Below are 12,274 nucleotides of genomic sequence, written 5' to 3'. Positions count from 1 at the left end.
ATACACCTTCTCGACGGCATCGCGTGGAATGAGGTGACTCTAGAAGGGGAGGTTCTGCAGCGGGGCGGTGGACAAACCTATGGAAATGGTCCTGAACACCCCATCAAACAGGCATCGTTTGGCACTTCGCCCGTAGCTGCACGCCAGCCCGCGACCCGCTCCGCGAGTTCCGCATCGCTGCCGAAACCGCAGGCGTGATCCGCCCGGGCGATCCGCTGGATCAGAGGCTGATCAGACTTCGCGCACCTGGTCGTCGAGCGCTGCGCGTGCATCGCAGAGCCCTTCGTCGACGATCACGACCACAGCGCGGCCGAGGCGATCAGATCCGAGTTGGGCGAGCACTGAGGCGACTGGCCCCTCGTTGCGCTCACCGTCCACGAGTTTCGCACCGCTTGCAAGCTGAGTAATAAGATGTCTGGGACTTCATCATTTGCGCGGGTTGTGCATGATGCTCATTCTGAGGCGCCGACAGTGCGAGAAGTGCTGAGGCCGGGGGAACGACTGGGGGCACAAGGCAGGTCAAACCAGCGAAGCCCCAGTGTTTATGAGGCCTACAAGCAACACTTCGCTTCCTGTCCGCCGCGCCATTGCACGTGATTCCCACCAAGGAGAGATCGATGCTGCAGCAATCCCCCATGTACGCCTACATTCCCGCCCGTGACCTGGCCCGGGCGCGCCGCTTCTACGAGGAAAAGCTGGGCTTCAAGCCTCAGGCCGAGATCACCGGGGGCGTCCACTACGCGTTCGCCGGCGGCACCGGCTGCTTCCTGTATCAGACCCCGAACGCCGGGACCTCGCAGGCCAGCCAGGCCTTCTGGCAGGTCGAAGACATCGAGCCCGAGGTCGCCGAACTGAAGGCGCGCGGCGTGGTCTTCGAGGACTACGACATGCCGGGCAAGGATGCCCAGGGCATCGTGAACCAGGGCGGCGCCAAGGCCGCCTGGTTCAAGGACAGCGAAGGCAACATCATGGCCGTGATCCAGAACGTGGCCTGAAACAGCGCCGACTGGGTGGTCGGCGCGCTCAGGCCCGCAGCAGAAAGCCGCTGCGCGGCGCCAGCCATTCGACCTCGACAGCGGCAAGATCCGGCCGCGAATCCACCTCGGCGACGAACAGCATCCTCTCCTCTTCGAGCAGGAAGCCCTGGCTCAGCAGGCGCAGCCTGCAGCCGCCGAGGTCGATGCCTTCGCCGGGGGCCGGCGCCAGCTCGCGCAAGGACAGCGTCCAGCGCACCGGCCCCGGCGCCGACGCCAGCAACATGGACCGGTGCCGCGCGTCGCCGCTGTCGAGATCGATCAGCGCCCACTCGTTGCGGTCGCCCCCGACCAGGTAGCCGTTGACCAGCACGCCGTCCCGCTGCGCGGTCACCCGCAGCACCCGTGGCGACAGGAACATCGCGAGCCCATCGACCAGCTCGCAGCGAGCGTGGCCCGCACCGTCCGGATCGATGCGGGCAATCTCCGCGTAGGCCGGCTCGTCGGGGTTCACAGCCCGCACGCCGTCCGCGGCCAACGCGCGGCGCGGCATGACCAACGGGATCTCCTGCAGCGCCCGGACGTGCGCCAGGCAGGCCTCGGCGCTGTCGAAGGCGGCCAGCTGCTGCAGGACGCGACGCTGCACGTTCATGAGATGGAGGCCGCGCGCCGGATCCAGGGCCTCGGCCGGCCGCAGCCAGAGGCGCTCCACCGTTTCGCGCCCGTCGGGACGGGCCTGCTGCCCGGGCGGGGCCAGGGCGACGAAGAAGCGGGTGTCGAAACGCCGCGGCATGCCGGGTGGCGTCAGCCAGTGGGCGAAATAGGCCAGCCGGTCGACCGAGAGCCGCCAGCCGTGCCGATCGCAGAGCCCGAGCAGCGCTTCGGCGCCCTCTTCCGTGGTTGTCCGCAGCGCCGAGATCTCGTCGTCGGCCAGATGGTCGAGGGCGACCGGTCGCCCACCGGCGCCGCTGGCAAACAACAGGCCGGCCTCCTCGAAGCACTCGCGGATCGCCGCCACGTAGAAGTCGAGGCCACGCGCCGGCAGCGCCAGCCGCCGGCTGGCCGCGGCAWCGTCGAGCCCGCAGCAGCGCGCATGCAGCAGGTGGTCGAGGGGATCGACGCCGCCGCCGGGGAAAACGCTGGCGCCGCTGTTCTGGTCGGCCTCCTTTTCGGCCCGGCGCAGCATCAGCACTTCGAGGCCGGCAGCGCCGTCGCGCAGGACGATCAGGGTGGCCGCGAAGCGGATCGGGCGCTTCGGCGCCGGGGAAGAGGGGGAGAAGTGGGACGCTGGGTTCATTCGAGGTCGGGTGCCGTTTTACCAGCTTCGTGCCTCGTCTGAAATGGGGAGGAAGCGAAGCGCCGTTTGCCCCACACTTGCGCGCGTCGACGGAGGATTCCTTGGTCAAGAAGATTCAGCTCAACGAAGAACAATGGCGCACGCTGCGGGCCCTGCAGGAGGCCCACACGCGGCGCTCGCCCACCGATTCGATCAGTGTCTCCGAACGCCTGCTGTCGAACGGGCTGGTCGGCTGCGACCGCCAAGGCGGCAAGTTCCTGACCGAGCAGGGGCTCGAGCGCCTCAACCAGGGTCGCTAAGGCCGCGGCCGCCGAAGCGGCTCCACGCCGCCGCCGGGCGGTTCAGGCGATCCATCACTCAGTCCGCCAGGCTCAGCCCTTGGCGGTCGATGCTGTCGACGATCTCGCGCAGCGAATTTCGACCCAGCCGCGACAGCGCGAACAGCTTGCGGGCCGGCAGCCGGACCAGGTCGCGGACGGTGTTGAGCTCGTTGAGGCGCAGCAGATTGGTGGTGCGGTCGCACAGTCGCAGGACCGCGATGTCGGCGTCGAGAACCGATTCCGAAGCGGCGGCAAAGACGGGGTTGCGTGGATCCATGGCGAGACCTCCTGAAAACGATGACTGGAACTTGCACAGTTCATGCCATCCGCCCAAGGCCTTTGTTTCGAGCAAATCCGCTTCAAAATCAATCGCTTCGACTGAAATGAGAACAATGAGACTGTCTTTTTTTCAGGCGATTGGATTTATTTCATACAGGGTTTTCCAGAAGCCTTCCTCAGGCCAGGCGCTCCCCGATGAAGTCGAGAAAGCAAGTGATCCGTGCCGACAGCTGGGTGTTGCGGTAGTACACCGCGTTGATCGGCTGTCGAACCTCCACCGTCTCCCGCGTCAGCAGTTGTACCAGGCCGCCGCGGGCGCAGTCGGCCGCGGTCATGAAGTCGGCCAGACAGACGATGCCCGCCCCCGCGAGCGCCAGCTGGCGCAAGGTCTCGCCGCTCGATGCGCTGAGCGTCGGCGCGATCGGCCATTCGTCGCCGTGCGGCCCGCGCAACGGCCAGCGGTTGAGCGACTCAGGTTGCGTGAAGCCCAGCAGCGTGTGGCGCGCCAGGGCCGTGACGTTCTTCGGCCGGCCATGCGCGGCGATATAAGCTGGGCTGGCCAGTATCCGCAGCCGGCTGGTGGCGATCGGGCGTGCGTGCAGCGTTGAATCGCGCAGTGCGCCGATGCGGATCGCGATGTCGGTGCGGCGCTCGAGCAGGTCTATGTTGAGTTCGTCGCTGTCGAGTTCGAGCTCGATCTGCGGATAGGCGAGGCGGAACGCCGGCACCAGCGGCACGATGGCATGCAGCATGAAAGGCGATGCGGCATTGACGCGCAGCCGCCCGGCGGGCTTCTCGCGCCGCGCCGCCATCTGCTCCTCGGCGTCGTCGATCGCGATCAGGATGGCGCGCGCATGCGCCAGGAAGGCCCGGCCCTCTTCGGTGAGCTCGAGCCGTCGCGTGGTCCGTCGAAGCAGGGTGGTGGCCAGCTTGCGCTCGAGCCGTCCCAGCGCGCGGCTGATGCCCGAGACGGTCTGGCCGAGCTGCTCGGCCGCGGCGGTGATGGAGCCGCCATCGACCACCGCCGCAAAGGCCTGCAATTCTTCCACGGTCGTTTTCAAGCTTGGCCTCGGCGCTTAATTGTTGATTTCCAGTCAAATATATTGTGCTTTGAACCGTGTTTTTCTGCAAAGGTTGCGACTTCACACTCGCACCCTTCTTCAAGGAGTGCATTCATGCCCATTGCTTTGCTGGCGCTGACCCTCAGCGCCTTCGCCATCGGCACGACCGAGTTCGTGATCGTCGGCCTGATCCCCACCATCGCAGCCGACCTGCAGATCGGCCTGCCCTCAGCCGGGCTGCTGGTGAGCCTCTACGCGCTCGGCGTCGCCATCGGCGCGCCGGTGCTCACCGCACTGACCGGCAAGCTGCCGCGCAAGGCGCTGCTGCTCGGTCTGATGGCGCTGTTCACGCTCGGCAACCTGCTGGCCTGGAAGGCCCCGGACTACGAGACACTGATCGCCGCGCGCATCCTGACGGGGCTGGCGCATGGCGTCTTCTTCTCGATCGGATCGACCATCGCCACCGGCCTGGTGCCCAAGGAGAAGGCCGCCAGCGCGATCGCCATCATGTTCACCGGACTGACCGTGGCGCTGGTCACCGGTGTGCCGCTGGGCACCTTCATCGGCCAGCACTTCGGCTGGCGCGAGACCTTTCTTGCGGTCGCGGCGCTGGGGGTGATCGCCTTCGTCGGCAGCGCGCTGTTCGTGCCGAAGGACATCCGCCACACGCCGCCGGCCTCGCTGGCACAGCAGTTCCGCGTGCTCGGCGAACCGCGCCTGCTGCTGGTGTATGCCAAGACCGCGATCGGCTACGGCGGCACCTTCATCCCGTTCACCTTCCTGGCGCCGATCCTCACCGAGGTGTCGGGCTTCAGCGCCAACGCGGTTGGCGGCGTGATGCTGGTCTACGGCCTGTCGGTGGCGGCCGGCAACATCTGGGGCGGAAAGCTGGCCGACCGGCTCGGCCCGATCCCGGCGCTCAAGCTCATCTTCGCGCTGCTCGCCGCGGTGCTGCTGATGCTGAGCTTCACGGCGCCGCACCCGTGGCTCGCCCTCGCCACCGTGCTGCTTTGGGGCGCGGTCGCGTTCGGCAACGTGCCCGGGCTCCAGGTCTACGTCGTGCAACAGGCCGAGCGCTACACGCCGGATGCGGTCGACGTCGCCTCCGGCCTCAACATCGCCGCCTTCAACCTTGGCATCGCCGGCGCGGCCTGGGCCGGTGGCCTGGTGGTCACGCACCTGGGCCTGATCCATACCGGCTGGATCAGCGCGCTGGTGGTGCTCGTCGCCCTGGCCCTCACGGCCTGGAGCGGCCGGCTCGACCGCGCCCGTTCGATGTCCCCTTCCCTCGATTTCAATCACCCAAGGACCAGTTCATGACAAGCAGGATTCCTCCCTTCGGCCTCGGCACCTCTCGTCTTAACGGCCAGGCGGCCGTCGACTCGGTCACGACCGGCCTCGAACTCGGCTATCGCGCCATCGACACGGCACAGATCTACGGCAACGAGGCCGAGGTCGGCCAGGCCATCGCCGACAGCGGCGTGCCGCGCGACGCGCTCTTCCTCACGACCAAGATGCCAACTACACCGGCGACAAGCTGATCCCGAGCCTGAAGGACAGCCTTGCCAAGCTGCGCACCGACCGGGCCACCTGGTGCTCTTCCATTGGCCCTCGCCGGGCGGCGCGGTGCCGGTGGCCGAATTCATGGGCGCCCTGGCCGAAGCCCAGGCGCAGGGCCTGGCGACGCAGATCGGCGTCTCGAACTAGCGCTGCTGCGGGAAGCCATCGCGGCGGTCGGCGCGCAGCAGATCCGCCACCCACCAGGTCGAGCTGCACCCCTATCTGCAGAACCGCAAGGTGACGAGTTCGCCAGCAGCCAAGGCATCGCGACCACCTCGTACATGACGCTCGGCTACGGCGCAGTGTTGAAGGACCCGATCATCGAGACCGTCGCCGCGGCGCATGGCGCGACTCCGGCACAGGTTGCGCTGGCCTGGGCGATGCAGCTGGGCTACGCCGTGATCCCGTCATCGACGAAGCGCGCCAACCTCCAGAGCAACCTGCTCGCGCAAGAACTTCGCCTCAGCGACGACCAAGATGGCGCAGATGGCGGCCCTGGAGCGCAACGGCCGGCTCGTCGAGCCCGGGGGCGTGGCACCGGCCTGGGATTGACCCGGCTCACATCGCCTTAACTTCGAGCCCGTTGTCGACCGTGGTCACGCCCTGGACGCTGCCGGCCAGCTCACTGGCGCGGGCCTTGGCCGCCGCGTTCGGCGCCGGGCCCTTCAGGTGCACCACGCCGCGCTGGGTTTCGACTTCGATGCGGCTCGCACTCAGCTCCGGGTCCCTGGCCAGCGCCTTGTTGACCGACAGGGTGATCGCGGCATCGTCGATGCCGGCCACCGCGGCGGTGCCGGCGTTCTTGATCGCGTCCTTGACGGCCTCGGCATCCCGCTTAGTTTCAGGCGAGGTCACGAAGGCCCGGGTCTTGTCGCGCGCCGTCTCGGCCAGCTCGGCGGCCTTGTTGCCTGCGGCGGCCGCGGTCCGCTCGGCTTCGATCGCGGAACGTTCGTTGCAGCCGGCAAGGCCCAGCACCGCCAAGCCCAGAGCGAGGGCTTTCAGTCGCGGTTGATTTGATCGTTGCATGCCGGCACTCTAGGCCGACAAGTCCGCGGCTGGGCTCCGATGGCGCCGCAACCGCTTGTAGGTAGACAGCGCATCGACGCGGCTAGCGCATCGGGAAGCGCCTCAGCATGGTGCGTCCCAGCGAGGTGATCTCGTTGACCATGGCCGGCGGCTGCTGGTAGCCGTCGAGGGTCCGCAGCGGCTTGGGTATCGTCGCCTTGACATGCCCGGCCATGCTGAGCACGCGCAAGGCGTCGATGTCCGCGCCTCCGGCGACGGCGACAGGCAGATCTTCGGCTGCCAAACGATGGAGGAGATGCATGGCCACGGCCACAGTATGCCGCCGCAGCCTGACAGCCTGCTTAAACTCGCCCGAACCACTTTGCGCCCCACCCATGCACATCCAGGAAGCCGTCGCCAGCCGCCACTCCATCCGCGCCTTCCTGCCGACGCCGGTCGACGGCGACACCGTCCACCGGGTGCTGACCCAGGCCGCGCGCGCGGCCTCGGGTGGCAACCTGCAGCCCTGGCACATCGACGTGCTCGCCGGCGACGCGCTCGCGGCGCTCAAGGCGCGCATGCGGAAATCGCTGGCCCAGGGCGGCGAACCCGAGCCGACCGACTACGACATCTACCCGCCGGCCCTGCGCGCGCCTTGGCGAGACCGCCGCTTCCAGGTCGGCGAGGCGATGTATGCGCGCCTGGGCATCCCGCGCGAGGACAAGGCGGCACGGCGCCGCTGGTTCTCGCGCAACTTCGACTTCTTCGGCGCGCCGCTGGCGCTGTTCTGCTCGGTCGATCGCTGCATGGGACCGCCGCAGTGGTCCGATCTGGGCATGTACCTGCAGACCGTGATGCTGCTGCTGCGCGGCGAAGGTCTCGACAGCTGCGCCCAGGAGTGCTGGGCGATCTACCCGAAGACCGTGGCCGCGGCCATCGAGCTGCCGGCCGAGCGGATGCTGTTCTGCGGCATGGCGATCGGCCATCGCGACCCCGAGCATGCGGTCAATGGCCTGGTGAGCGATCGTGCGCCCGAAAATGAATGGCTGACCTTCAGGGGGATCTGAGCCTCGCTCTCAGCCCGCCGGCTGCACGTCGCTGAAGCGCGGCGCGCGCCGCTCCACGTTCGCGCGCACCGCCTCGGTCTGGTTGGCACTGCCGATCAGCGCCTTCTGCTCCAGCGACTCGGCCAGCAGCAGTTCGGCCGCGCCCGGCACCATCGCCGCGTTGAGCAGCCGCTTGCCGGCGCGGATCGCGTCGGGGCTCTTCTGCGCGATCTCGTGCGCCATTGCCAGCGCCTCGGCCAGCGGTTCGGCCGCGATGCGGGTCGCAAAGCCGAGCGCCACCGCCTCCTCGCCCGAGAAGATGCGCCCGGTGAAGACCAGCTCGCGCACCACGTCGTCGCGTGCCAGTTCGCGCATCAGCACGATGCCGCCCATGTCGGGCACCAGGCCCCACTTGATCTCCATCACCGACATCTTGGTGTCCGGCGCGACCAGCCGCACATCGGCGCCCAGCGCCACCTGGAAGCCGCCGCCGAAGGCCASGCCGTGCACCGCGGCGATCACCGGCACCGGCACCTGGCGCCAGACCATGGCCACCTGCTGTGCCGCGTTGGCGATGCCGTGGGTACGCGCCAAAATGCCGGCGCTGGCGGCGCCTTCCCCGATCACCGACGACGCGGCGCCCTCCCCCATGCGCTCGAAGGACTTCATGTCGAGCCCGGCGCAGAACGCCCTGCCGCGGCCGGCCAAAACCACCGCACGCACTCCCGGGTCGTTGCACAGGCGGCTGCCGGCATCGATCAGGGCGTCGAACATGGCCGGGTCGAGCGCGTTCATCTTGTCGGCGCGCGCCATGTGCAGTTCGACCACGCCGTCGGCGTGGCGGATGGATTCGATGCGATCGTTCACGGGTGTCTCCTGGTGTTCGGTTGGGGCGAGTATCGATGCTCGGCGATGATGTCGCTGTCGCCCAGTCAACAGAAACGCCATGCCGATCGACCGCCGCCAGTTTCTTCAATCCGGGGCCGCTGCCGCCGTCGTCGCCCTGCTGGGCGAGGCCCGCGCACGGCCGGCCACTGACGGCCACCTCGGCTTCGAGTCCGTGCCGGCCAGCTTGCGCGATGCGGTCACGGTGCCGCCCGGCTACGAAGCGCAGGTGCTCTACCCCTGGGGCTCGCCCACCGGGATCACGGGCGCCATGCCGGCCTTCGCGCCCGATGCCTCGAACAGCGCCGCCGAGCAGGCCGTTCAGGCCGGGATGCACCACGACGGCATGCACTTCTTCTCGCTCCACGGCCGTGCCGACCGCGGCCTGCTGGTGATGAACCACGAGTACACCGACGAGCAGTTGCTGCATCCCGACGGCGCCCGGCCCCTGACCCTCGACAAGGCCCGCAAGTCGCTGCACGCGATGGGCGTCTCGGTGATCGAGATCGCGCTGACGCCGGCCGGCTGGCGCCAGGTGCTGCCCTCGCGCTTCGCGCGGCGCATCCACGGGCAAACGCCGATGCGCATCTCGGGGCCGGCGGCCGGCAGCCCGCTGCTGCGCACGGCCGCCGACCCGGCCGGCGAGCGGGTCGCCGGCACCTTCGCCAACTGCGCCATGGGCGTCACGCCCTGGGGCACCTATCTCAGCTGCGAGGAGAACTTCCACGTCTATTTCGGCGCACCGAAGGACGCGCTGGCGCAGACCACCGCGGCGCAGCGCCGCTACGGACTGGCCAGCGGATCCTGGGTCGACTACTGGAGAGTCGACGATCGCTTCGATCTTGCGAAGCATCCGAACGAATCGAACCGCTTCGGCTGGGTGGTCGAGATCGACCCCTTCGATCCGGCGTCCACGCCGGTCAAGCGCACCGCGCTCGGCCGCAAGCACCAGGAGAGCGCCACCTGCAGGCTGACGAAGGACGGCCGGCTCGCGGTCTACATGGGCGACGACTCGAACTTCGAATACATCTACAAGTTCGTGAGCCGCGACAAGGTCCGGCCCGGCAGCGATGCCGCCGCGCGGGCCGCCAACCGCCACCTGCTAGATCAGGGCTCGCTCTATGTGGCGCGCTACGACGACGACGGCCGCGGGAAATGGCTCGAACTGCGCCATGGGCTGGGCGGCGTCGATGCCGCGAGCGGCTTCGCAAGCCAGGCCGAGGTGCTGATCCATGCACGGCTGGCGGCCGACATCGTCGGCGCGACCCGCATGGACCGGCCCGAATGGATCGCGGTCGAGCCGGCAGGCGGCGATGTCTATGTCGCGCTGACCCACAATGCCCAGCGAGGCCGGCCGGGCATGCCGCCAGTCGACGCCGCCAACCCGCGCGCGGACAACGTCTTCGGCGGCATCCTGCGCTGGCGCGAGGACGGCCGTGATGCCGCCAGCACCGGCTTCGCCTGGGACCATTTCGTGTTGGCCGGCGACCCCGCCGTGCCGGGCTCCGGCACGCGTTACCCGAGCGCCGACGCCGACGCTTTCGGCTGCCCCGACGGGCTGCATTTCGACAGCGGCGGCCTGATGTGGATCCAGACCGACATGAGCGGAAGCGCGATCGGCAAGCCGCCGATGGCCGCCTTCGGCAACAACCAGATGCTCTGCGCCGATCCGGCGAGCGGTGTCATCAAGCGAATCCTGGTCGGCCCGAACGGCTGCGAGATCACGGGCTGCGTGCTGACCCCGGACCGGCGCAGCCTGTTCGTCAACATCCAGCATCCGGGCGAGACGCGCGAGGGCGCCAGCGGCACGCCAAGCAGCGCCTGGCCCGACGGCACACTGGCCGGCAGCGCGCGGCCGCGCTCGGCCACGGTGGTCGTCCGGCGGCAGGATGGCGCTATCGTCGGAACCTGAAAATCAAAGGAGAGGAAAAGGAAAATGGCCATTCGCATTGTTCGCCTCGGCAGCGATCGCGCACCCGACGAGGGCCTGCGCATCGGCACGGTACGCCGGCCGCCGCGCGGCGTTCCCAAGGCGGAGTTCGCTTCGCAGAACTGGTACGACGTCTGGTACCCAAACTTGGCGCCCTCGGTCGAGACCATGAAGCAGGCCCAGGCCGCCGTGGCCTCGGGCGTCCACGCGCAATGGGCCGCCTTCGGCCGCAAATACAAGAGCGAGATGGCCGAGGCCGACGCCAGCCGCAGCCTCGACCTGCTGGCCGCGCTGTCGCACCAGAGCGCGTTCTCTCTCGGCTGCTACTGCGAGGACGAGGCGCATTGCCATCGGTCCTTCCTGCGGGCGCTGCTGGCGGAGCGCGGGGCGGACATCGTGGATTGATGGCAGAACAACCGGGCGTGGCGCAAGTGATCCACCCGCGCGGGCGCTATGGGGGCAGATGCCGGAGCTGCCACAGGGCACTCGGGCTTGAGCACCCTCCTTCATTCGCATGGCACGCTCAGTAGTTGAGCTTCGGATACCAGTCGGTGCCGCGCCCCGCCGGGGTCAGATCCAGCACCGACCAGAGCGAGGCAATGTCGGGTGCGTCCCGAGGGTCCTGGCCGAGGTCTGCCATCTCGCGCGTCATTTCGCTGGCCCAGAACAGCCGGACCTTGTCGCCGTCGCGTCGGTACACCACCAGCGCCGGGTACTCGCTGCTGTCAGGCATCAGAACACCAAGGTCCTTCGCGTAGTCATCGCCCATGGTCTGGACGAAGTTCAGGTCGCGCCAGCCGCGCTCCTGCGCGAACGCGAACTGCCGCTCCACGGGCGAGCGCCCCAGGACCTTGAGGGCCACCCGCTGCTTGATGTCGGCCGCGTTGCCGTTCACCGCGCCGAGCCAGTTGGTGCACATGGGGCACGGCCTTTCACGCTGTGGCCCGAACATCCAGAAGTAGGTGACGAGCGTGTCCTTGTCGCCGAAGAGGTCGATTAGCCCCACCTCGAGCGCCTGCTCGTCCTTGAAGCGGTAGTTCTTCTCGATAACGGGTCCAGGAGGCAGCGCGCGGCGCTGCTCGCCCAGTCGTGTCATGTGGCGGCGGAACTCGATCTCCTCGGCCAGCAGTGCCTTCCGTGCCGCGTCGTACTCGGTCGACGCGCCGGGGAAAGGCGTCCTGGCTTGCGAAAGTTCTGCGGCGGGGGTGAGGGACTTTTGCATACCATGCTCCTGCAATCGATTGACGGCGGAAACCCGGGCCCCGCAGACAGCGGCAGCCGCGTGCGAGGACTTGTAGGTCAGGCCGCCTGAGCCATGAAGGCCTGCTCCTGCAAGCCACCGTCACGCAGGCGCCCTGGCGCTGAATCAGTCCGGAAACACGTACTCGATGTAGATGTCCCCCGTCTCGAAGTGCGGCGGCAGCCGGTCCAGCTGCTTGTGTGCCTCGGGGGATGCCTTCGCGAAGGTCGTGGCCAGCCAGTCGCTGCGCACGAGCTTCCTGCCGGTCTGCTTCTCGAGCGCCTCCATCAGCGGGATGCGCGGGACTTCGGTCTGCATCTTGATGCTTCCGTAAGTACGCTTGTCGCTCGGGAAGCCCGTCTCGGTCGAGCACATCGCCACACATCTCTTCGAGATCGCGCCCACCGCCGGAATCGGCGTGGCGTTGGTGCTGCCGTGGTGGCCGACCTTGTAGAAATCGATCGACGAGAGAATCMGCCGCGCTTCGGCCGAGATGCCGGGGTCCGCGCCCTTCACGGGCTTGCCATAGAGCCAATACGCCCAATTGCCCCATTGGGCATCGCCGACGAACAACAGCTTCTTGCCCTGGCAGGTGAAGAGGACGACGAGGCTCTGGTTGTTGAGCGTGCCGTCGATCGCTGCCGCCGCGGCGGCCAGCACATCGGGCTGCACGTCGT

General features: G+C 68.2%; 14 protein-coding genes and 2 pseudogenes. 8 read left to right on the top strand and 8 right to left on the bottom strand.

The features are described 5' to 3' along the window. Positions 1–198 (top strand): hypothetical protein (locus AC1DY5_RS22620; protein WP_478114961.1); only part of this gene is annotated, 198 nt, incomplete at its 5' end. 419 nt (positions 199–617) lie between these two features. Beyond that, positions 618–995, top strand: a complete 378-nt coding sequence (locus tag AC1DY5_RS22615; protein ID WP_478114960.1) for a VOC family protein — start codon at positions 618–620, stop codon at positions 993–995. 28 nt (positions 996–1,023) lie between these two features. On the opposite strand, the gene AC1DY5_RS22610 is transcribed toward AC1DY5_RS22615, so the two are convergent. Next, the gene (locus AC1DY5_RS22610) at positions 1,024–2,271 is read right to left on the bottom strand and encodes an NUDIX hydrolase (RefSeq protein ID WP_478114958.1); all 1,248 of its coding nucleotides are present in this window, start codon (positions 2,269–2,271) and stop codon (positions 1,024–1,026) included. Between the two features lie 101 nt (positions 2,272–2,372). Between AC1DY5_RS22610 and AC1DY5_RS22605 the strand changes: the two genes are divergently transcribed. Then, the gene (locus AC1DY5_RS22605; RefSeq protein WP_478114956.1) at positions 2,373–2,570 is read left to right on the top strand and encodes a hypothetical protein; all 198 of its coding nucleotides are present in this window, start codon (positions 2,373–2,375) and stop codon (positions 2,568–2,570) included. Positions 2,571–2,628: 58 nt separating this feature from the next. Here AC1DY5_RS22605 and AC1DY5_RS22600 read toward each other — a convergent pair whose 3' ends face one another. Beyond that, complete coding sequence (locus tag AC1DY5_RS22600; protein WP_478114954.1) at positions 2,629–2,868, bottom strand: DNA-directed RNA polymerase subunit alpha C-terminal domain-containing protein; 240 nt, start codon at positions 2,866–2,868, stop codon at positions 2,629–2,631. 178 nt (positions 2,869–3,046) lie between these two features. Beyond that, a complete protein-coding gene (locus AC1DY5_RS22595) occupies positions 3,047–3,931 on the bottom strand; it encodes a LysR substrate-binding domain-containing protein (RefSeq protein WP_478114952.1) in 885 nt (294 codons plus the stop codon). A gap of 114 nt (positions 3,932–4,045) precedes the next feature. Here AC1DY5_RS22595 and AC1DY5_RS22590 point away from each other — a divergent pair, with 114 nt between their 5' ends. Then, positions 4,046–5,251: an MFS transporter gene (locus AC1DY5_RS22590; protein WP_478114950.1), complete on the top strand. Its 1,206-nt coding sequence runs from the start codon at positions 4,046–4,048 to the stop codon at positions 5,249–5,251. After that, a pseudogene (gene dkgB / locus AC1DY5_RS22585) lies at positions 5,248–6,043 on the top strand (2,5-didehydrogluconate reductase DkgB). Before AC1DY5_RS22590 ends, dkgB begins: the two are co-directional and overlap by 4 nt. Positions 6,044–6,049: 6 nt before the next feature. On the opposite strand, the gene AC1DY5_RS22580 reads toward dkgB, so the two are convergent. Further along, positions 6,050–6,517: a BON domain-containing protein gene (locus tag AC1DY5_RS22580; RefSeq protein ID WP_478114948.1), complete on the bottom strand. Its 468-nt coding sequence runs from the start codon at positions 6,515–6,517 to the stop codon at positions 6,050–6,052. 82 nt (positions 6,518–6,599) lie between these two features. Further along, entirely contained in the window at positions 6,600–6,800 is a 201-nt protein-coding gene (locus AC1DY5_RS22575) for a hypothetical protein (protein WP_478114946.1), read from the bottom strand. A gap of 91 nt (positions 6,801–6,891) precedes the next feature. Between AC1DY5_RS22575 and AC1DY5_RS22570 the strand changes: the two genes are divergently transcribed. Next, a complete protein-coding gene (locus AC1DY5_RS22570) occupies positions 6,892–7,563 on the top strand; it encodes a nitroreductase (RefSeq protein WP_478114945.1) in 672 nt (223 codons plus the stop codon). Positions 7,564–7,572: 9 nt separating this feature from the next. Here AC1DY5_RS22570 and AC1DY5_RS22565 read toward each other — a convergent pair whose 3' ends face one another. Continuing rightward, positions 7,573–8,409 (bottom strand): crotonase/enoyl-CoA hydratase family protein, encoded by an 837-nt coding sequence (locus tag AC1DY5_RS22565; protein WP_478114943.1) that lies wholly within the window; start codon positions 8,407–8,409, stop codon positions 7,573–7,575. Positions 8,410–8,488: 79 nt separating this feature from the next. Here AC1DY5_RS22565 and AC1DY5_RS22560 point away from each other — a divergent pair, with 79 nt between their 5' ends. Then, positions 8,489–10,339 (top strand): PhoX family protein, encoded by a 1,851-nt coding sequence (locus tag AC1DY5_RS22560; RefSeq protein WP_478114942.1) that lies wholly within the window; start codon positions 8,489–8,491, stop codon positions 10,337–10,339. Positions 10,340–10,363: 24 nt separating this feature from the next. Continuing rightward, the gene (locus tag AC1DY5_RS22555) at positions 10,364–10,762 is read left to right on the top strand and encodes a DUF488 domain-containing protein (protein WP_478114940.1); all 399 of its coding nucleotides are present in this window, start codon (positions 10,364–10,366) and stop codon (positions 10,760–10,762) included. Between the two features lie 118 nt (positions 10,763–10,880). Here AC1DY5_RS22555 and AC1DY5_RS22550 read toward each other — a convergent pair whose 3' ends face one another. Together AC1DY5_RS22550 and AC1DY5_RS22545 are read right to left on the bottom strand one after the other, a co-directional pair. Next, the gene (locus tag AC1DY5_RS22550; protein ID WP_478114939.1) at positions 10,881–11,579 is read right to left on the bottom strand and encodes a DUF899 family protein; all 699 of its coding nucleotides are present in this window, start codon (positions 11,577–11,579) and stop codon (positions 10,881–10,883) included. A gap of 144 nt (positions 11,580–11,723) precedes the next feature. Next, positions 11,724–12,274, bottom strand: a pseudogene (locus AC1DY5_RS22545) (hypothetical protein); the annotation flags it as partial.

The organism is Variovorax sp. P4_D9, assembly GCF_056401695.1.
This window is presented reverse-complemented; position numbering and strand designations above follow the sequence as displayed.

Bases quoted from the DNA above. Each gene is read 5' to 3' on its own strand.
- AC1DY5_RS22615 (WP_478114960.1), top strand. From the start codon at position 618: ATGCTGCAGCAATCCCCCATGTACGCCTACATTCCCGCCCGTGACCTG.
- AC1DY5_RS22600 (WP_478114954.1), bottom strand. From the start codon at position 2,868: ATGGATCCACGCAACCCCGTCTTTGCCGCCGCTTCGGAATCGGTTCTC.
- AC1DY5_RS22590 (WP_478114950.1), top strand. From the start codon at position 4,046: ATGCCCATTGCTTTGCTGGCGCTGACCCTCAGCGCCTTCGCCATCGGC.
- AC1DY5_RS22580 (WP_478114948.1), bottom strand. From the start codon at position 6,517: ATGCAACGATCAAATCAACCGCGACTGAAAGCCCTCGCTCTGGGCTTG.
- AC1DY5_RS22570 (WP_478114945.1), top strand. From the start codon at position 6,892: ATGCACATCCAGGAAGCCGTCGCCAGCCGCCACTCCATCCGCGCCTTC.
- AC1DY5_RS22560 (WP_478114942.1), top strand. From the start codon at position 8,489: ATGCCGATCGACCGCCGCCAGTTTCTTCAATCCGGGGCCGCTGCCGCC.
- AC1DY5_RS22555 (WP_478114940.1), top strand. From the start codon at position 10,364: ATGGCCATTCGCATTGTTCGCCTCGGCAGCGATCGCGCACCCGACGAG.
- AC1DY5_RS22550 (WP_478114939.1), bottom strand. From the start codon at position 11,579: ATGCAAAAGTCCCTCACCCCCGCCGCAGAACTTTCGCAAGCCAGGACG.